This window comes from Salinimonas lutimaris (assembly GCF_005222225.1).
GTDB classification, from domain to species: domain Bacteria; phylum Pseudomonadota; class Gammaproteobacteria; order Enterobacterales; family Alteromonadaceae; genus Alteromonas; species Alteromonas lutimaris.
On record NZ_CP036536.1, the window covers coordinates 1,043,303 to 1,063,421 of the forward strand.

The window sequence follows — 20,119 nt, forward strand, 5'->3', positions numbered from 1 at the left end:
TTATTGTTCTGCTACCAGCAGGGGTTTGGGAAACGTCAGGGTGACACCTAATCCGCGCTGCTGGCACAGCGGGTCTATCACGTAGTATAAGTTTCCGTCGTGTAAATCGCACACGGCCTTGACCATTGATAATCCCAGCCCGTTACCTGCAGTGGTGCGGCTCGACTGGGCCCGGTAAAAACGCCGGTCGAGCTGCTCAAAGTGCGCAGCATCCACTCCCAGACCACTGTCGTTAACGCTGAAGTAAAAACGTTTGTTGGTTTGCCCGGTTTCAACCCGGATATGCGCTCCATCGCCGGCATATTTGACGGCGTTATCCAGCAAATTCGCCACTGCCTGAAACAACAGGTTACTGTCACCACGCATCGCAACTTTATTAATATTGAAACTCAGCGCCATATGATGCTCTTCAATATACGGTTCGTACAAGTCCACCACATCAGATACCACATCGGCTAAATCCAGCTGGGCAAAGCCCTCTTTTTGCCGTTTGCTTTCAATATCTGCAATACGCAACAAGCCATTAAACATGCCCAGCAGGTTTTCCGCTTCAGCCTGGGCCTCGTATTTCAGATCGCTGTCGGGCAAGCGGTCAAGCTTGGAGCGCATGCGGGTCAAAGGAGTACGTAAATCATGCGCAATATTATCGGTCACAGACTTTATATTGCGAACAGAGCTTTCGATTTTGTCCAGCATGCGATTAAACATCACGGCCAGCTTACTTAAATCGTCCCAGTTGCTGTCTATTGCCAGCCTTTCTGTCAGATTGCCGGTTTGCATAATGCTATCTGCCGTGCTCGACATTCGGTTTATCCGGTTAACTACGTAAATGGCTACGCCAAAACTCAAGCCAGATATACAGCCCAGAATAATCACAAATACCCAGCTAAGCGACTGACCTATCCACTGAGCGGTGTACAGCTCGTTAATATCGCGGGCGACAAACAGCTTCATGCCGTTTTCAAGCTGCTGCTGACGAAACACCACTGCGCGTTTGTCAGTGGCATCAGCGTTAATGCTAAAATGAAAAAAGTCACTGTCGGCGGGAGGCCTGAGGTGCTTAGTGGAGGACAGGTTACCGGCAACATAACGGCCTTGAGAGTCTTCAAGGTAAACGAGAAGCCCTGAGCCGGCATCATGTTTTTGATTGACAGCCCGCAGCAGGGCCTGTTCGCCGCCCAACTCGTAAATCGATACAAACCCCCACATACGTGCATTGGTAGCGGCACGTGCTTCATCTAGCAGGGTGTCTTCATTTGCCAGCGACCAGAAATAAATAATAAACGCAATGGCCGCACTGGATAACAGGGTAAACAGTGCGCCTACCCGAAAGCTTGAGCTTCGGGTAAAGGTGCCAATGGCTATCACGCAGTCTGTTCCGCGATTCTGTATCCGGTGCCGCGCACAGTTTCAATTAGCGGAACATTAAAGGTTTTGTCCACCTTTTGCCGTAGCCGACTGATATGCACGTCTATTACGTTGGTTTGTGGGTCAAAATGATAATTCCATACGTGTTCAAGCAGCATGCTGCGGGTAACCACCTTACCGCGATTTCGCATCAGGCACTCCAGCAGTTGGAATTCCTTGGACTGCAAATCAATCTCGATATCACCCCGGGTCACTTTTCTGTTCAGTAGGTCGAGGGTCAGGTCGCCCACCTTAAGGGCTGTGGCCGAGTCTTGCTGGCGGCCGGCAAGCCCCTCAACTCTGGCCAGCAGCTCCTCAATGGCAAACGGCTTAGTCAGGTAGTCGTTAGCACCGGACCGTAGCCCCTGTACTTTATCCTCCACCTGACTTTTGGCGCTGAGCAAAAGAACCGGTGTATTGACGTCAGCATCGCGCATCGAGCGCAGTACCGACATGCCATCCTGCCCAGGCAACATGATATCCAGAATCACAATATCAAAAGGCTCTTCAAGTGCCATTGCCAGCCCACGGGTACCGTCAGACGATACCTTACACTCGTGACCCGCTGAACTAAGCCCGTTGTGGACATGCTCAGCTACTGTTACATCGTCTTCAACAATTAGTGCTTTCATGGTTTTTAATCTTCTGATGAGCCAATAATCCGTTTGGTTTACTACACTACGTCTTTTACTGAATATAGGGCACCTTGCGATCACTTCAAGAAAGCAGGCCGGCACTGGCAAATCGTCATGCTGTCAGATTTATGGTCGCGGAAAACGGGCCTCAGCATTATATGGGGTGAAATTCTGCACCTCATTTTTAGCCGCAATGGCCTGTAATTCGCGCCAGTAGGATGCTTGCATCAAATCGCCGTGAAGCCCTTTCAGTAAGTCTTTCAGGTGTTTTTTGCCAACAATAAAATGCTCGAACTGTTCGGGGAAAACATCATTGGGAGCCACCGACAAGGTGTCGAGTGCATAAGGGTCATCAGATTTGGGAATGTCGCGGAAATTACGCTCTTTCATTAAACATATTTCATCGTAATCATAGAAAATAACCCGCCCGACCCGGGTAATGCCGAAGTTTTTATGCAGCATGTCGCCGGGAAAAATATTCGCCAGTGCGATTTGTTTAATACATAGCCCCAACTCGTTTATCGCATTGTGAATTTTATCCGGGTCTGTTTCCTGCTCAAGATACAGGTTCAGCGGTGTCATTTTGCGTTCGATATACAGATGGCTGATAATCAGTTCATCGTCGGTCACTGTCACGCTGGAGGCACAGGTGTCCTGAAGTTCCTGTAACAACTCAGGACTGATGCGCTTTAACGGAAACCGAAAATTAACATATTCATGCGTATCGGCCATACGACCCACACGGTCTGACATTTTGACCAGTTTGTAGCAGTCTTTAACGTGCTGTCGGGTGATCTTTTTGCTCTCGGCAAACTCGTCTTTAATAATTTTAAATACTACCCCATATGAGGGCAGATGAAACACCATCATGACCAGTCCGCGAATTCCCGGAGCGGCTTCAAACTGATCATCTGAGTTGTCCATATGGTGCAGAAAATTACGATAAAATACTGTTTTTCCGTGTTTAAAATGACCCAGTGCCATGTACAGTTCAAAATGTTTTTTATGAGGTAGCAGTTCTTGCAAAAAAGCGGCAACTTCGGCTGGGTAGAGGGTATCAGCCATAAAATAGCTTCGCGCAAAACCAAAAATAATACTTAAGTCTTTTCGGTCGGTAAGCAGGGCATCAACAAACAGGGTTTGTGCTTCACTGGTTTGCAGGGCAATAACAAAAGGCAGGGTTTCATCAGGCATGCAAATCCGGCCTATCATGTAGGCGGCCTTTGAACGGTAAAATACCGGCTTCAGCATCTCAACCGCAGTGACACTGGCCAGTTGCTCTGTGGTCAGACGCTTGCGTAACGCCGCTTCCAGGTGGACCAGATCCCGGGCTTTATCCTCAAACGGAATATTAAACCGGTAAACACTGAATAACGTGTAGTACATTTCAGCCACCGTGGTTGAAGGGTCAAAGCTGTTAATGACTTTGTGGCGGTCCTGACCGGGCAGGTAGCAGCGGCTGGGTAACAAAAACATGATATTGTCATCGATAGCGGTATGCCTGAATAGCCGCCCGATGACAGAATTATAAAAAGTTTCGGCCAGTTCAAACTGAGGGTGCCCTTCAAGCAGAAAAGCAAAGTTCTGCTTCATGGTCTGCCAGAACGCTGTATTTTTCTGATGAACCGTAACATCGTGGTAAATGTCTGATACCGCGTCCGCCAGGCTTTGCTCATAAATGGTAATACGCTCTTTGGAAGCGGTCTGAGTCTCTTTCCATAAGCCTTTTTCAAATCGCTCCTGCGCGCCGCGGGTAATTCGGGAAAACCACCGGTAGCTTTTATCAAAGTGCTGGATAATACGATAGGCGATTTTGCGCGCCTGTTCTTTTTCGCTCACTGCGTTATTCATTATTGTTATCTCACATAGGGCAATGCAGACTGCATTTTTATCGGGCAATCACATTATTAATGTAGCGGAAAAGACAAGTGGGCGTCACTGAGAAAAAAAGCAATTTGAAAGAAACCGGCGATGTGAGTATCGCCGGTCAGAGATACGCGGGTGATTCAGCCGTCAGAAAATCAGTTTGTTGGCATCAGATAAACTTCTCTGATGCTGTTTCTCTGATTGGCATCAATGGCGTATACCACTGCATCAGCCACATCTTCGGGTTGTAACTTATCTTCTTTAGGCTCATCAAAAAATGGCGTGTTGACCATGCCAGGCGCAATCGTGGTGCAGCGGCCACCCCATTCTTTCATTTCTTCAGCCAGGTTTTGGCCAAATCCATAGGCGAACCATTTGGTGGCGCTGTATACCGAACCTTTCATGACTTTTCTGCCTGCCGCAGAGCTGGTCAGAACAAACTGGCCTTTGGTTTGCTGCAAGTAGGGCATCGCCAGTTTGGCACTCCAAAGTAAGGCTTTAATGTTGATGTCGACCATGTTATCCCATTCATCGGCATCACCGTTTTCAACACCCGCAGCCGACACCCCGGTCCCCGCATTAGCAAAGACAACGTCGAGCTGACCAAAGTGAGCAACCGCTTCTTCAAAAACGCGTTGCTGTTCATTAAAAGAAGTGGCGTCAGCTACAAAAGCAGCAGCGTTATCTGTGCCAAGCTCGCTGACCAGAGCATCTAGTTTGTCCTGACTTCGTGCTGTTAGCGCTACTTTGTGTCCGGCTTTAACAACCGCCTGCGCTGTGGCTTTTCCAATCCCGCTTGAGGCTCCGGTAATAAGAACAACCTTTGACATTTTATCTTCTCCTACGAATTACAGTGAAGTTGTATACCTGTAAGGTCAGGACTTTGATCGCTATAAAAAGCAAACAAAGATGAGTTACTTGTGAGTAAGACCAGTGCATCTGTCTGGCAGGTGCTATCGATAACAACGATAACAAGACACCCATCGAGTTTTACCAGAGCCAATGCATAGACACCCACAGTAAAAAGCGTACTGCCAGACACTCACAGACCGTAAAAACTGCCTGACACTGAGTATCGAACACGGAGCGATGCATGGGTGCTTGTTATCAGGGAGGCCGGCTAGCATGGATGTCTTGTTATCAGGGAGCCCGGCTAGCATGGGTGACTTGTTATGAGGGAGGCTGGGTAGCATGGGTGTCTTGTTATGAGGGAGGCTGGCTAGCATGGGTGTCTTGTTATGAGGGAGGCCGGCTAGCATGGGTGTCTTGTTATGAGGGAGGCCGGCTAGCATGGGTGTCTTGTTATCAGGGAGGCTGGATAGCATGGGTGTCTTGATATCAGGGAGGCTGGGTAGCATGGGTGTCTTGTTATGAGGGAGGCTGGGTAGCATGGGTGTCTTGTTATGAGTCAGGCCGGATAGCATGGGTGTCTTACTATTTAATGGTCGGAGGGCTGTAAAATGGGGAGTATGGGGCGGTGGATTATGCTATTATCGTGAAAGATTGGTGACAAAAAATAAAAACAATTCAAAATCAATCTGTTAGATGCTTTGTGTTGTACGCTTCGGCTGCGCAAATTAAGCACTATCCTAGCGACAGAAAAATAAAATTATAAACCGGTGCAGGCGTAAGCCTGACAGGCAGCATGCTGTGTATACAAAAAATGTGGTGTGCTGTCTGAATTATCTCCTGTGAATAAATAGATCAATGCGGTTGACATATAGACGTCTATACGGCAAATTGAACTTATGAAAACGATTATTCGCACCACCGGCATGATTATGATTACCACCTCTTTGAGGGCGGTCGCTGGTTAGTGCATGTTTATCACAGATACCAAGAAACCCGCCCTCACTGAGGAGCGGGTTTTTTTTTAAGTTTAATCTGTAAATCATTGATGCAGTAAATGTCGAATCAATAAGGAGCAACAAATGAAAGTGTTAAAGTTTGGTGGATCTTCTCTTGCCGATGCACAGCGATACCTGCGTGTTACGGAGATTAGTATTTCCACCCACCAAACCGATGGCGCTGCGGTGGTGCTGTCTGCTCCGAAGGGTGTTACCAATGCACTTTCGCTGCTGTGTGAGCAGGCTGCCGCAGATGAAGACTACTTACCGTTGTTTGATAAATTAACCACTTTGGTCGCAGGGATTGCCAGTGATTTAGATAAAGAACTGGACGGATTCGACTACAGCACTGTTATTGCATTTATTGAAAAAACACTGACTCACCTTAAAAAACAATTGGATGGCATTAAGTTATTAGGCTGTGCGCCGGAATCTGTCACGGCCGGTATCCTAAGCATGGGTGAGTACATCAGCGTGACGCTTTTCAGTGCGATTCTGAGCGCAAAAGGTATAGTGAATTCTATCATTGACCCGGTCAAATACATTCTGGCTCAGGGCGATTATCTGGACAGCATCGCGGATGTGGCGGTCAGTAAGGCGAATTTTTCTGATGTCACCAGTGACGGCAGTGTCTTTTTGGTCATGCCTGGTTTTGTGGCTGCCAACGAGCATAACGAAAAGGTAACCTTAGGGCGTAACGGCTCAGACTACTCGGCGGCGATTCTGGCTGCTTGTATTGATGCGCAGGCGTGCGAAATCTGGACAGATGTGGATGGTGTGTATAACGCTGACCCGAACCAGGTAGAAAATGCGGTACTGCTGGACAAGCTGACCTATCAGGAGGCCATGGAGCTGTCTTATTTTGGGGCCAAAGTTCTGCACCCAAAAACGATTGGTCCCATTGCCCAGCATCACATTCCCTGCCTGATTCGTAATACGCTGAATCCTGCTGCGCCGGGTACGCTAATCTCGAATGAAGCCAGCTCAACCTGGACGTCGGTAAAAGGTATCTCGCAGCTGGATAACATCACCATGTTCAACGTGGCCGGCCCGGGTCTTAAAGGTATGGTTGGTATGGCCAGCCGGGTGTTTGAGGTAATGTCGAATGCACATATTTCTATCAGCCTGATCACCCAGTCGAGTTCTGAATACAGCATCAGTTTTTGTATTCAGAGCAAGGATGCCGACAAGGCACTGACAGTGCTGGAAGATGCATTTGCCCTTGAGCTGCAAAATCAGCTGCTGGACCCGATAGAAGTGCGTCGCGATCTGGCGATTGTGACGCTGGTGGGCGATGGTATGCGCCATACTAAAGGCTTAGCAGCCCGCTTCTTTAACGCTCTGGCACAGGCCCGGGTGAATAATGTGGCCATTGCACAGGGCTCATCAGAGCGTTCTATTTCTACGGTTATTGAGGCTAATCGCGCCAAAAAAGCGGTCCGGGTTATCCATCAGAATTTCTTTTCCAACCGTCACAACATTGATGTATTTCTGATCGGCTGCGGAAATGTGGGTCAGGAGCTGTTAGGACAAATCTCTCGTCAGCAGCCAGAACTGCTGAAGCGCAATATACAACTGCGGGTTTACGGCATTGCCAATAGCCGCAAACTATTACTGGATGCCAATGGTGTGGATATCAGTGGTGACTGGCAGTCGCGGCTGAATGACTCGCAGGATGCGCTGAGCATTGATGGTCTGCGTGAATTTGTAAATACCAATAGTCTGGTTAACCCGGTCATTGTTGATTGTACCAGTAATTCCAGCGTGGCCAGCCAGTACGTAGATATGATGGAAAACGGCTTTCACGTTGTCACACCGAATAAGAAAGCCAACACCGACAGCATCGAATATTACCGCAAGCTACGTAAAACAGCGCTGCAGACCAACCGGCAGTATTTATATGAAACCACTGTCGGGGCGGGTCTTCCGGTTATCGACAACCTGCAAAAATTATTCAGTGCAGGAGATACGCTGCACCGTTTTGAGGGAATTTTGTCAGGCAGTCTGTCGTATGTATTTGGCAAGCTGGAAGAGGGCATGAGTCTGTCTCAGGCTACTCAGGCGGCAAAAGATAATGGCTACACAGAGCCGGATCCGCGTGATGATCTGAGCGGCATGGATGTGGCGCGCAAATTACTGATTATGGCCCGTGAAGCCGACCTGCCACTGGAGCTATCTGATATAGAAATAGAGTCAGTATTGCCGGAAGGCTTTGCAGAAGACTGCTCGGTAGATGAATTTATGGCTAGCTTGCCACAGATTGATGGCCCCTTTGGTGAGCGCATCGCCCAGGCAAAAGCCGACAATAAAGTGCTGCGCTATATCGGCAGTATTGAAGATAACAAGTGTAAGGTATCGATTCAGGCGGTGCCGCTGGAGCACCCGCTGGCAGCGGTGAAAGATGGCGAGAACGCGCTGGCCATCAGCAGTGATTATTACCAGCCTATTCCGTACGTGATTCGTGGCTACGGGGCAGGAGGCACGGTTACCGCAGCGGGCGTGTTTGCAGATATTCTGCGTACCATGCCATGGAAACAGATTGCCGGATAAGGACACATAACAATGACTGTAAAAACCACCGCCTATGCGCCGGCTTCTATCGGCAATGTAAGTTTAGGTTTCGATGTACTGGGCGCTGCGCTGGAGCCGGTTAATGGCGACACACTTGGCGATGTGGTCGACGTAGAGCAGGCTGAACAGTTTTCTTTGAAAGTCAGCGGGCCATTTGCGCATAAACTGCCAGCGGATGAAAACACCAATATCGTCACCCACTGCTATGAACATTTTCTTGAAGCCTGTGTGAAGTTTGGTCATGCGACCCATCCGGTGGCCATGACGCTACACAAGAATCTGCCCATTGGCAGTGGCCTGGGCTCCAGTGCCAGCTCTATCGTGGCAGCGCTGCATGCCCTGAATGTTCACTTTGGCTCGCCGTTTGATAAAGACGCCCTGCTGCATATGATGGGTGAGCTGGAAGGGCAGATTAGCGGTAGTGTGCATTACGACAATGTCGCCCCCTGCTTTCTAGGTGGGATGACGCTGATGACCGGGCAAAGCTCACCGGTTACCGTGTCGCTGCCGTTACAAAAAGACTGGTACTGGGCAATTTGCTATTCGGGGATCAGTGTGTCAACGTCAGCAGCACGGGATATTCTGCCCACACAGATTGGTCTGGGCACCGCACTGGATTTTGGTCGGCAGCTGGGTGTGTTTGTACATGCCCTGCACAGTGGTGATACTACTCTGGCGGCCAGCGTGATGCAGGATGTTATTGCCGAGCCATACCGAAAATCGCTGCTTCCGGGGTTTGATGAAGCCCGGGCCTTTAGTATGCAAAACGGCGCACTGGCATTTGGAATCTCCGGGTCCGGCCCGACTGTGTTTGCGGTATGTCAGAGTCAGCAGGACGCGCAGATTATTGCCGACTGGCTGGAAAACAACTATAAGCAGAATGAAGATGGCTTTAGCCACGTATGTAGCATCCCGGCTGTGGGTGCTCAGGACAAGCAAGGGTAAATCATAGTGGAATTAGTTAATTTAAAAGATGCCAGCGATGTCGTATCTTTTTCTCAAGCAGTAAAGCGCGGTCTGGGTAAACACCAGGGCCTGTATTTTCCAACCGCCATCCCAAAACTGGCGAACATCGACACACTGCTCGAAAAGCCGTTTGTTGAGCGTAGTATCGAAGTATTGCATGCGCTGATCGGTGATGAACTGGGCGACGGTGTGCTTAATGAGATTGTCGAGCAGGCATTTGACTTTCCGGCGCCGGTAGAAAAGGTCACCGACAAGGTCTACTCGCTGGAGCTTTTTCATGGCCCGACGCTGGCATTTAAAGACTTCGGTGGTCGTTTCATGGCCCAGTGTCTGTCCCGTATTTCACAAGGCAAGCCGGTTACTATTTTAACCGCTACCTCAGGCGATACTGGCGCGGCTGTGGCGCATGCGTTTCACGGTATCGACAACATTAATGTAGTGATCCTGTTTCCCAAAGGAAAAATCAGCCCGCTGCAGGAAAAGCTGTTTTCGACCCTGGGTGATAATATTCACACCGTGGCAATTGAGTCAGATTTTGATGCCTGTCAGTCAATGGTTAAACAGGCATTTGATGATCCGGAAGTACGTGAAGGCCTGCATCTAAACTCGGCTAACTCTATCAATATCAGCCGACTGATGGCGCAGGTCTGTTACTACTTTGAAGCGGTCAGTCAGATTCCTGAAGAAGATCGTGATGAGCTGGTATTTTCAGTACCCAGCGGCAACTTTGGTAATCTTACCGCGGGTATGATTGCTAAAGCCATGGGACTGCCGATTAAGCGTTTTATTGCCGCCACCAACCTTAACGATACAGTGCCGCGTTATCTGAAAACCGGTGAGTGGGCGCCTAAAGCCACTGTCGCGACCATATCAAATGCGATGGATGTCAGTCAGCCAAACAACTGGCCCCGGATTGAAGCGCTGATTGAGCGTGGTTACCTGGATAAAGCCTGTTTGCGCGGAGAGTCGGTTGACGAGCAGTACACCCAAATGGCGATGCGTCAGCTGGCCCAGTCTGGCTATACCAGCGAGCCGCACGCCGCGATTGCCTATCGTGCGGTCAGCCATGACCTGCAGGAGCAGGAAAAAGGGGTGTTCCTGGGTACCGCACATCCGGCAAAATTCCGTGAAACAGTGGAAAATGTACTGGGTCAGCCTATTAGTCTGCCCAAAGCCCTGGCGGATGTGGCTGGAGAAGACAGCCTGGCCGTAGACGTGGCAGCCGACTATGAAGCGCTTAAAGCGCATATGTTCAGTCTGCTGAAAGATAAATAATGCAGTGGCAGGATGTCCTGGGGCCGGAAAAGGAAAAACCGTATTTTCGGGCCTTACTTGACCGGGTTGAACAGGCCCGGCAAAACGGCAAGGCGGTGTTTCCGTCTGCCGGTGATGTATTTAATGCATTGAAGTATACAGCGCTGGATGAGGTGAAAGTGGTGATTCTCGGACAGGACCCCTATCACGGTCCGCACCAGGCGCACGGCCTGAGCTTTTCGGTATTGCCGGGAGTAAAGGTGCCACCTTCACTTAAAAATATCTATAAAGAGCTCGCGGCTGATATTAATGGGTTTCAAATACCTGAACACGGCCACCTGACCGCATGGGCACAGCAGGGAGTATTGCTGCTAAATGCTGTGCTGACGGTCGAGCAGGGCAAAGCGCATAGCCATGCAAAATATGGCTGGGAAACCTTCACTGATGCAGTTATTGAGGCGGTAAACCAGCATGGTGACAATGTGGTCTTTTTACTGTGGGGGAGTCATGCCCAGAAAAAAGGCAAGTACATTGATACCCAGCGCCATCATGTTCTGACGGCACCGCATCCGTCTCCGTTGTCGGCGCATCGGGGCTTCTTAGGTTGCAGACACTTTAGTCAGACGAATTCATTGTTGCAGGCGCATGGCAAAACGCCCATCACCTGGCAAGTTTAAGTTTATCAGACGCTATAACGAAAAACGGCCACCTTTGAGCAGGTGGCCGTTTTTGCATTATCTTTCCATTGTTTCTAATTCGTATTCGAAATTGTAGTCAATTTCCGATAGTTCCTTTTCTAGTTTATATCTATCCTGCAGTGCTTCTATCTCTCTCCATTTACGCTTTTTGCTTTTGGTTTTTGCCGGAGTTGCTTCGATATCTAACATGGTAAATAGATCTGACTTATCCACGTGGATCTCCTTATTGTTACCACTAACTTCAGTCACAGAGCGAACGAATTAAATCCCTCTGGTCATTTTTGTATCACAGCCACATGCAAAATAAAATAAAAAAGTTAACCTTTTATTTACAAAGCGTGACAGTTTCATGACACGAGTGGTGAGCAGGATGTGGATAAGCGGCCAGTGAACCTGGCCGCGAATTGCACTACAGTAGCGCGTCTGCTGGCTACTGTTTATTTTGGTGCATTAGCGTTGCGGAACTTCTCGATAAGCTGGAGAGTAGATGCATCAAACTGGTCGGCATCAGCTTTACCCTGAATACCATCAAGTACCTGATTACCAAGTACTTTACCAAGTTCTACACCCCATTGATCAAAGGAGTTAACCTGCCAAATCACACCCTGAACAAACACCTTATGTTCATATAGAGCAACAAGTGAGCCAAGTGTTTTTGGATCAAGCTGATTGAACAGTAATGTGTTGCTGGGCTTGTTGCCTGGCATGGTTTTATGCAGGGCAATATGCTGACGGGTTTCATCGTCCAGGCCAGCGCCTTCAAGGTCGGCATAACACTCATCAAAGGTTTTACCCTGCATCAGTGCCTGGGTCTGACCAAAGCAGTTAGATGCCAGCATCGCGTGATGCGTGTCGTCCTGATTCGGCACATTCAATGGCAGCATAAAGTCAGCAGGGATAAGGCTTGTGCCCTGGTGAATCAGCTGGTGAAAGCTGTGCTGACCGTTGGTTCCTTCGCTGCCCCAGATGATAGGACCGGTCTCATGGTCAACCACTTCACCGTCTTTGGTTACCTGCTTACCGTTACTTTCCATATCCAGCTGCTGCACATAGGCAGGCAGGCCTCGCAGATAATGATAATACGGCAGCATGACGGTCGACTGGGCATCAAAGAAGTTGCGATACCATACGCCCAGCATGGCCATGATGACCGGCAGGTTGCTCTTTAGTGGTGCATCTTTGAAATGATTGTCCATTTCGTGTGCACCTTCCAGCAGACCTTTGAAGTTTTCAAAACCCAGACTCAGGGAAATAGGCAGACCGATGGCCGACCACAATGAATAGCGTCCGCCAACCCAGTCCCACATAGGAAAGATGTTATGCTCTGCAATGCCAAAGTCAGTGGCTGCTTTTACATTGGATGATACGGCAACAAAATGTTTGGCAACATCTTCCTGAGTGCCGCCCTGAGCTAAAAACCAATCACGGGCAGTGACGGTGTTCTGCAGGGTTTCCTGTGTCGAGAACGACTTGGAGGACATTACAACCAGCGTTTCTTCGTGATCGACTCCGGCCAGCACATCTTTAATATGGCAACCATCCACATTGGCAACAAAATGCACATTAACCGCATCACTGCGATAGGGTTTTAGTGCTTCGGTCATGATTTTAGGGCCCAGGAAAGAGCCGCCAATACCAATGGCCACCACATCTTTTACCGGCTTGCCGGTATAACCTTTATGCTCACCAGAATGCACAGATTCAGTAAACGTACGAATTTTTTCAAGTGTCGCCAGTACTTCTGGCATTACATCTTCGCCGTCAACCATCACCGGCTGACCGGAGAAATTACGCAAAGCAGTGTGCAGCACAGCGCGATTTTCAGTGGTATTGATAGGCTCACCACCAAACATTTCACTGCGGGCGCTATCCAGACCGCGTGCGCTGGCTAGCTCGAATAACCCGTCAAGTACTTCCTGGGTGACACGGTTTTTTGAGTAATCAAGGTGAATACCACAGGCTTCGGCCTGCATGGTTTCAGCACGGGATGGATCCTGCGCAAACCAGTCCCGCATATGGGCATCTTTTACAGATGCTGCGAGCTCGCTTAGACGTTGCCATTCCGGCTGACTGGTAAGTGTGGTCATCATCAATTCCTATAGTCGTTTAGATAAGCAAAAAGGTTATGCTCGAAGAACATAACCTTTGTATAGGGTAAACAATACGCGATAAAACTAGGCGTCCAGTTTTTCTCTCAGCATTGTTTCCAGTTTGACCTGATCTTTCGCAAAGTTGCGGATACCTTCGGCCAGCTTTTCGGTCGCCATAGGGTCTTCATTCATCTCCCAGCGGAAACTGATTTCATCAAGTTTCTCACCCGGAGTTTCAGAGGCGCCTTTATCTTCAAGCACGGGCTTAAGCTCGGCGGTTTCGTTAGCCAGCTCTTCCAGCAGCGCAGGGCTGATAGTTAAGCGGTCACAGCCTGCCAGGGCCTGAATCTCACCAATGTTACGGAAGCTTGCGCCCATCACGATGGTATTGTAGCCGTGCTCTTTATAATAATTATAAATTTGGGTCACTGACTGCACGCCCGGATCTTCATGCGGGGCATATTCAGCGGTGCCAGTATTTGCTTTGTACCAGTCCAGAATCCGGCCAACAAATGGCGAAATCAAAAATACACCGGCTTCGGCACAGGCCCGGGCCTGAGCAAAACTGAACAGCAATGTCAGATTACAGTTAATTCCCTTTTGTTCAAGTACTTCTGCAGCGCGAATACCTTCCCAGGTAGATGCAATCTTGATTAAGATACGCTCTTTATCAATGCCTTCGTCTGCATACAGCTCGATCAGGCGCTCTGCTTTGGCGATCGTCGCTTCGGTATCAAACGATAAACGTGCATCAACCTCGGTAGAGATACGGCCAGGTACAGAGCCGGAAATTTCTTTACCAATTAATACATTAAGTTTGTCTGCTGCATCAACCAGTTGCTGGTCGGCGTCCTTGGACTGCAATTTTGCCCAGGCTACAGCATCTTCAATGATTTGCTCATAATGCGGTAAACCAGCAGCCTTCAGCAATAGTGACGGGTTGGTGGTGGCATCTACCGGCTCATATTTTTTGATCGCTTCGATATCGCCTGTGTCAGCGACAACAGTGGTCATTTCGCGTAGCGCTTGTAACTGATTGCTCATAGTTCTCTCTGAATCTGTAGCGGTTAAAAAAACACATCAGCACACCCACAACAATGGAGTTTGCGGATAAAAATAAGTGACATCCTGATGATGTAATCAATGTTGTCAGGTTTGTATGCCTGTCGGTGGCATTCAGATCGATGATGTGACTGTTGTTACATCAAACCATCTTCTTTATTAAACTACAAACCCGTGAACAGTCGATTTATGCTCGTACAGTGTACATTGGGGTTGTTGACAGGTATTCAACCAGTTAATTGATTAACCTGATAGGGTAATTTTTCTTTAAGTGCCTGAAAGGTCTGGGTAGACTTGCCAGATAAATCAAGAATTAACGGAGTTATCATGCTTGTTGTCGTTTCCCCTGCTAAAAATCTGGATTACGAAACTCAGTTACCGGTGACTAAGCACACGCAGCCTGAGTTGCTGTCATCGGCAGAGACCCTGGTTGAGCGCTGTTGTGAATTGTCACCGGCAGATTTATCCTCGCTGATGCACATCAGCGACAAACTGGCAGCCCTCAATGCTAACCGGTTTGCTGAATTTTCAACTCCGTTCACGCAGAACAATGCCCGCCAGGCTGTGTTTGCTTTTAACGGTGATGTTTATACCGGTCTGGATGCTTACTCGCTCAGTGAGACCTCACTGGATTATGCTCAGGACCACTTGCGGATTTTGTCTGGTCTATATGGCGTGTTGCGTCCGCTGGATTTAATGCAGGCCTACCGGCTGGAGATGGGAACTAAACTGGATAATGCGCAGGGTAAAGATCTGTATGCATTCTGGGGCGACCAGATAACCCTGAACCTGAATAAAGCCCTGGCAGCACAGGGCGATAATGTGCTGGTCAATCTGGCCTCAAATGAGTACTTTAAATCAGTAAAGAAAAAACAGCTGGACGGTATGATTGTTACGCCGCAGTTTAAGGATCAGAAAAACGGCCAGTATAAAGTTATCAGCTTTTACGCCAAAAAAGCCCGTGGTCTGATGGCCCGCTATATTCTGGACAATCAGGTTGAAGATGTGGCTGGCTTAAAAGCGTTTAGTGAGCAGGGCTATTATTTCAGCGAAGAGCAAAGCAGTGCCACTGATTTGGTGTTCCTGCGCGACGAACAATAAATCTGGTGGCTAGAGGAGGCTGCGCAATGTATACCCTTTATGGATTTCCCGGCACCCGGTCATTGCGGGTGGTCTGGGCGCTCGAAGAGATGGGCCTGCCGTACGAGTATAAGGTGGTGAACCTGCTTAAAGGTGAACATCGCGAGGCCGCCTACAAAGCCCTGACCCCCACATCGAAAGTGCCGCTGCTGGTAGGCCATGGCCTGAGCATGACCGAATCGTCTGCCATTTTGTGTCAACTGGCCGACACCCACGGTTATCAGGAATTTATTCCGGCTGTAGCAACACCCGAACGAGCCAGCTTTGAGCAGGCCATGTTCTTTTTAGCCACAGAATTGGAGCAGCCACTGTGGTCGATGGTAAAGCATTCTTTTGCTTTACCTGAAGCTTACCGGCTGGCCGGCATGAAAGACTGCGGCACTTATGAGTATCAGCATGCCCTTGAGGTGTTTGCCAATACTCTGGGAGACAACGAGTTTGTGGTGGGTAATATGTTTACCGTGGCGGATATTCTGGCCGGCCACACACTGATGTGGGCCCGTGAAGCCGGACAGGAACTGCTGCATGATAATGTCCGCAATTATTGCGCACGCCTGGAGGCCCGTGATGCATTTGCAGCGGCAAAGCGGTGTGAAGACAGTTACAAACCTGGCTAAGTAAGACAACTTATTAACAACACATGCCGGACAGCGCGACACAGGATAGCTGCATTGACAGGCAGCTATCGAATAGTGCGGGCCCGGTCCGAGCAAATCCAGACAGTGCACAGCCAGGCAGCGCTTAATCCAACAGTGTTTAAACACTTAATGACGATAGATGGTGGGAGCGGCCGGTGACTACGGTTTCAAAGACCCGTTTTATCCGTCAGCGTTAACGCCTGCTAGCTTCAGCGGCCCTCAGCTTTAAGGCCCTTTATCTTCGAAAGTTGGGGGAGCGCTTTTTATTCTGCGTAGAGCTTTTGCTTAAATTTCAGTGTGCGTGTGGCGTTGCCCTGCTGCACATCAATAGCAAACCGGAAGGTTTCCGGGTCGTCAAAGGACAAAGTAGCCAGATAATAAATGGCATCACCTTCTTCAACTTTACGAAAGCTCAGCGACTTTTTTACGCCAAGCAGGTTTGTGGCAGTGCCGGTCAGGGCGGCATTCTGAGCTTGCTGGGAGGAGCTGTCGAGCACAGAGATATTGACCAGTGCGCTGTATTTGCTGCGCACGATATTGTAGGTGCTGGCGACATCCGGGCTTAAAAACGTGGTATTAACCACCATATAATGCACATCCCAGTTACCCAGCACCTGTTTTTGCTCTGCCTGTGCTGCACCACTGAAAAACAGTGAGCAGAATATCATTACCACGCAAAATGAAGATAAACGACGCATATCGACCCCCTGAGATAAAGAAAAGCGGCTCAGAGCCGCTTTTTTATATTCAGGTTAGTATAAACCGAAGGTGTCCTGCAAAAGCAACTGAATAAATTGCAATGCAATAATGGCCACCAGTACCGACAGGTCCAGCCCGCCAATAGGCGGCAGTACTTTGCGAATAGGGGCCAGGAAAGGTTCGGTAAGCTGGTGTAATACATACTCTACCGGATTTTGTCCCTGTGACACCCAGCTTAGGATTGCCCGCAGAATCAGTACCCAGAACACCAGGCTGAACGCCTCTTTAATGACATCCACCACAGATAGCAGCAGTACAGCCAGCGGGTTATTCAGTCCAGAGCCGAATAAAAAGGATAAGGCCGCCAGCTTGGCGAACGATACGATAATCGCAAACACAAAGGTGGCGGTGTCAAATCGACCCAGCGACGGAATAATACGACGCATCGGTCCGACAACCGGGTGTGTTGCTTTGACCACAAACTGACTTAGCGGATTGTAAAAATCCGCTCTGACAAGTTGTAACCACAATCGTAAAATCACTACCATCAGGTACAGGTTGAACAGGGTAGAGATTAAAAATACCGATGCGCTCATCTATGAATATCCTGTTAGATTAAAATTGTTTTGCCATTTCTTCGGCACGTGAAACTGCGGCCCGCATTGCTTTTGACACAATATCAGACAAGCCTTCATCAATTAGCGTATTGACCGCCGCGGCGGTTGTCCCGCCTTTTGAGGTCACCTGAGCACGTAATTCGCTCAGTTCCAGCTGTGGGTTCTGGCAAACCATTTCAGCGGCGCCCAGACAGGCTTGCTGAACCATAGTACGGGCTGCGTCTTTATCAAAGCCCATATTCATGGCTTCTTCCTGCATCGCTTGCAAGAACAGGAAAAAATAAGCAGGACTGCTACCGGCAGCAGCAATCACACCGTTAATTTCATCTTCTTTTTCTGCCCAGACGGTTTTACCCACCCCATTCATCATGTCTTCAACAAACTGGCGGTTATCGCTGGTGATGGTTTCATCGGCATACAGCCCTGACATGCCTTTACCCAGCAGACTTGGTGTGTTTGGCATAACCCGGACTACCGGATATTCACCGCCCAGCATGTCCTGCAAACGGCTGACGGTCAGGCCAGCAGCAATAGAGATAAACAGTTTGTCGGAAAGCGTGTTGTTCTGCTGTAAATCGGCGCACATGTCACCCATCAGCTGAGGTTTTACCGAAAGAACAATGGCATCAGCAAATGCACAGGCTTCATCGTTTGACTGGGTAATATGAATGCCAAAGTCAGCCTTCAGCGCATCCAGTTTTGGGGTCGACGGATTGCTGGCCATAATCAGATCTTTATCGTAACCAGAATTAACCAGTCCGCTGATGATGCTGCGGCTCATATTACCGGCGCCAATGAAAGCGAGTTTTTTCTGTTGCATATGTATCCTTATGGTTTGAAGTCAAATAATTGGTGACAATCAGGGCGTGCGGGCACCAAAAATAGCCGTACCGATACGCACCATTGTCGAGCCATGGGCAATGGCTTCGTCCATATCACCACTCATACCTACGGACAGGGTATCAAAATTGCTCAGCTTTGTACGATAGTGGTCAAACAATTCAGCCAGTGTTTGCAAAGTGCGCTGTTGTTGTTCGGCACTGGCGTCCGCTTTGGGAATCGCCATCAGGCCGCGTAACTGTAATCGCTCAAATCCGGACACTGCATTGACAAGTCCGTCAAGCTCATCCACGTGAACGCCGGATTTACTACCTTCTTCATCAATGTTGACCTGAATACAGACATTCAGCGCCGGCAAGTGTTCAGGACGCTGATCATTCAGGCGCCGGGCAATTTTCTCCCGGTCTATGGACTGCACCCAGTCAAAGTGCGCGGCCACGTCGCGGGTTTTGTTAGACTGGATGGGGCCAATCAAATGCCACACAATATCGGTAAGTTCAGACAGCGTCTGCACTTTTTCCACACCTTCCTGAATGTAGTTTTCACCAAATAAACGTTGTCCGGCTTCATACGCTAACCTGATATCAGATACCGGTTTAGTCTTTGATACCGCTAGTAATTGAATAGAATCTGAAGGACGATTAGCACTAGCAGCGGCCTGATCCTTGCGTTCACAGGCGAATTTCAGTCGTTCTGCTATTGTTTGCATTAGGCACCTAAAACGATGTGGAGAAGTAATCGTGGATATTACCGAACTTTTAGCTTTCAGTGTAAAGAATAACGCCTCGGATTTACACTTGTCAGCAGGCCTGCCGCCTATCATCCGGGTTGACGGACAGATGCGCAGGCTGAATATCCCCGAGCTGGATCATAAGCAGGTTCATGGCCTGATTTATGAAATTATGAATGATGCCCAGCGCAAGGAGTATGAAGAAAACCTGGAAGTTGACTTTTCCTTTGAAGTGAAAGACTTATCACGTTTCCGGGTGAATGCATTTGTTCAGAACCGGGGCGCTGCTGCGGTGTTACGTACCATTCCGTCCCGGGTTCTGACCCTGGATGAACTGGGCGCACCGGAAATCTTTAAATCGATTATTAACCAGCCCACAGGACTGGTGCTGGTAACCGGCGCCACCGGCTCAGGTAAAAGTACCACGCTGGCGGCGATGATAGACCATATCAATGCCCATCAGCGTCATCATATTCTGACTATCGAAGATCCAATCGAGTTTGTGCACGACAATAAGTTGAGTCTGCTCAACCAGCGTGAAGTGCACCGTGATACCAAGAGCTTTAATAACGCGCTGCGCTCGGCGCTGCGTGAAGACCCGGATGTTATTCTGGTGGGTGAATTGCGGGATCTGGAAACCATCCGGCTGGCGATGTCAGCGGCAGAAACCGGCCATCTGGTATTTGGTACACTGCATACTAACTCGGCGCCGAAAACCATCGACCGGATTATTGATGTATTTCCGGCGGCCGAAAAGTCGATGATACGCTCAATGTTGTCAGAGTCTCTGCGGGCGGTTATTTCACAAACCCTGCTTAAAAAAATCGGCGGTGGCCGGGTGGCGGCCCATGAGATTATGCTGGGTGTACCGGCGATCCGAAACCTGATTCGTGAAGATAAGGTTCCGCAGATGTATTCGGTGATTCAGACCGGCCAGGCCATGGGCATGCAAACCATGGATCAGTGTCTGCAGCGGCTGGTGGCAAAAGGGGTCATTACCCAGCAGGATGCCGCTGAAAAATCGATTGATAAACAAAACTCTTTTTAGGAACAGACTGG

At 49.1% G+C, this 20,119-nt stretch carries 18 protein-coding genes; 7 read left to right on the forward strand and 11 right to left on the reverse strand.

From position 1 onward, the window contains the following. The 4 genes from EZV72_RS04435 to EZV72_RS04450 all read right to left on the reverse strand — a co-directional run bounded on the left by EZV72_RS04435 (window position 1) and on the right by EZV72_RS04450 (window position 4,738). Window positions 1-1,368: a sensor histidine kinase gene (locus EZV72_RS04435; protein ID WP_137166098.1), complete on the reverse strand. Its 1,368-nt coding sequence runs from the start codon at window positions 1,366-1,368 to the stop codon at window positions 1-3. Next, window positions 1,365-2,039 carry a response regulator transcription factor gene (locus tag EZV72_RS04440; protein ID WP_137166099.1) on the reverse strand — a complete coding sequence of 225 codons (675 nt, stop codon included), beginning with the start codon at window positions 2,037-2,039 and terminating at the stop codon, window positions 1,365-1,367. The genes EZV72_RS04435 and EZV72_RS04440 overlap by 4 nt, the downstream gene beginning before the upstream one ends. A 129-nt stretch (window positions 2,040-2,168) precedes the next feature. Next, complete coding sequence (gene aceK / locus EZV72_RS04445) at window positions 2,169-3,893, reverse strand: bifunctional isocitrate dehydrogenase kinase/phosphatase (protein WP_137166100.1); 1,725 nt, start codon at window positions 3,891-3,893, stop codon at window positions 2,169-2,171. Between the two features lie 170 nt (window positions 3,894-4,063). Continuing rightward, entirely contained in the window at window positions 4,064-4,738 is a 675-nt protein-coding gene (locus EZV72_RS04450) for an SDR family oxidoreductase (protein WP_137166101.1), read from the reverse strand. Window positions 4,739-5,839: 1,101 nt separating this feature from the next. Here EZV72_RS04450 and thrA point away from each other — a divergent pair. From thrA to ung, 4 genes are read left to right on the forward strand one after another with little or no spacing between them, the layout of a single operon-like run. Beyond that, window positions 5,840-8,305 carry a bifunctional aspartate kinase/homoserine dehydrogenase I gene (thrA, locus tag EZV72_RS04455; RefSeq protein ID WP_137166102.1) on the forward strand — a complete coding sequence of 822 codons (2,466 nt, stop codon included), beginning with the start codon at window positions 5,840-5,842 and terminating at the stop codon, window positions 8,303-8,305. 12 nt (window positions 8,306-8,317) lie between these two features. Continuing rightward, on the forward strand, window positions 8,318-9,271 hold the full coding sequence (gene thrB, locus EZV72_RS04460) for a homoserine kinase (protein WP_137166103.1): 954 nt from the start codon (window positions 8,318-8,320) through the stop codon (window positions 9,269-9,271). 6 nt (window positions 9,272-9,277) lie between these two features. After that, the gene (gene thrC, locus EZV72_RS04465; protein WP_137166104.1) at window positions 9,278-10,567 is read left to right on the forward strand and encodes a threonine synthase; all 1,290 of its coding nucleotides are present in this window, start codon (window positions 9,278-9,280) and stop codon (window positions 10,565-10,567) included. Continuing rightward, complete coding sequence (gene ung / locus EZV72_RS04470; RefSeq protein WP_137166105.1) at window positions 10,567-11,223, forward strand: uracil-DNA glycosylase; 657 nt, start codon at window positions 10,567-10,569, stop codon at window positions 11,221-11,223. Before thrC ends, ung begins: the two co-directional genes overlap by 1 nt. A 57-nt stretch (window positions 11,224-11,280) precedes the next feature. On the opposite strand, the gene EZV72_RS04475 is transcribed toward ung, so the two are convergent. The 3 genes from EZV72_RS04475 to tal form a co-directional block, all read right to left on the reverse strand. Then, on the reverse strand, window positions 11,281-11,457 hold the full coding sequence (locus tag EZV72_RS04475) for a DUF3545 family protein (RefSeq protein ID WP_137166106.1): 177 nt from the start codon (window positions 11,455-11,457) through the stop codon (window positions 11,281-11,283). 224 nt (window positions 11,458-11,681) lie between these two features. Beyond that, entirely contained in the window at window positions 11,682-13,331 is a 1,650-nt protein-coding gene (pgi, locus tag EZV72_RS04480) for a glucose-6-phosphate isomerase (RefSeq protein WP_137168661.1), read from the reverse strand. A gap of 87 nt (window positions 13,332-13,418) precedes the next feature. Then, on the reverse strand, window positions 13,419-14,378 hold the full coding sequence (gene tal, locus EZV72_RS04485) for a transaldolase (RefSeq protein ID WP_137166107.1): 960 nt from the start codon (window positions 14,376-14,378) through the stop codon (window positions 13,419-13,421). A 345-nt stretch (window positions 14,379-14,723) separates the two neighbouring features. Here tal and yaaA point away from each other — a divergent pair, with 345 nt between their 5' ends. Both yaaA and EZV72_RS04495 read left to right on the forward strand, forming a co-directional pair. After that, on the forward strand, window positions 14,724-15,497 hold the full coding sequence (gene yaaA, locus EZV72_RS04490; protein ID WP_137166108.1) for a peroxide stress protein YaaA: 774 nt from the start codon (window positions 14,724-14,726) through the stop codon (window positions 15,495-15,497). Between the two features lie 26 nt (window positions 15,498-15,523). Next, window positions 15,524-16,153 carry a glutathione S-transferase family protein gene (locus EZV72_RS04495; RefSeq protein WP_137166109.1) on the forward strand — a complete coding sequence of 210 codons (630 nt, stop codon included), beginning with the start codon at window positions 15,524-15,526 and terminating at the stop codon, window positions 16,151-16,153. A gap of 284 nt (window positions 16,154-16,437) precedes the next feature. On the opposite strand, the gene EZV72_RS04500 is transcribed toward EZV72_RS04495, so the two are convergent. The 4 genes from EZV72_RS04500 to EZV72_RS04515 are packed head-to-tail and all read right to left on the reverse strand — an operon-like array spanning window position 16,438 to window position 19,039. Continuing rightward, complete coding sequence (locus tag EZV72_RS04500; RefSeq protein ID WP_232364508.1) at window positions 16,438-16,872, reverse strand: DUF4426 domain-containing protein; 435 nt, start codon at window positions 16,870-16,872, stop codon at window positions 16,438-16,440. Between the two features lie 54 nt (window positions 16,873-16,926). Then, window positions 16,927-17,469 carry a YggT family protein gene (locus EZV72_RS04505; RefSeq protein WP_137166110.1) on the reverse strand — a complete coding sequence of 181 codons (543 nt, stop codon included), beginning with the start codon at window positions 17,467-17,469 and terminating at the stop codon, window positions 16,927-16,929. A gap of 19 nt (window positions 17,470-17,488) precedes the next feature. Continuing rightward, window positions 17,489-18,310 (reverse strand): pyrroline-5-carboxylate reductase, encoded by an 822-nt coding sequence (gene proC, locus EZV72_RS04510; protein ID WP_137166111.1) that lies wholly within the window; start codon window positions 18,308-18,310, stop codon window positions 17,489-17,491. A gap of 39 nt (window positions 18,311-18,349) precedes the next feature. Beyond that, a complete protein-coding gene (locus EZV72_RS04515; protein WP_137166112.1) occupies window positions 18,350-19,039 on the reverse strand; it encodes a YggS family pyridoxal phosphate-dependent enzyme in 690 nt (229 codons plus the stop codon). Window positions 19,040-19,070: 31 nt separating this feature from the next. On the opposite strand from EZV72_RS04515, the gene EZV72_RS04520 reads away from it, so the two are divergent. Next, window positions 19,071-20,108 carry a type IV pilus twitching motility protein PilT gene (locus EZV72_RS04520; RefSeq protein ID WP_137166113.1) on the forward strand — a complete coding sequence of 346 codons (1,038 nt, stop codon included), beginning with the start codon at window positions 19,071-19,073 and terminating at the stop codon, window positions 20,106-20,108. The last annotated feature ends 11 nt before the right edge of the window (window positions 20,109-20,119 follow it).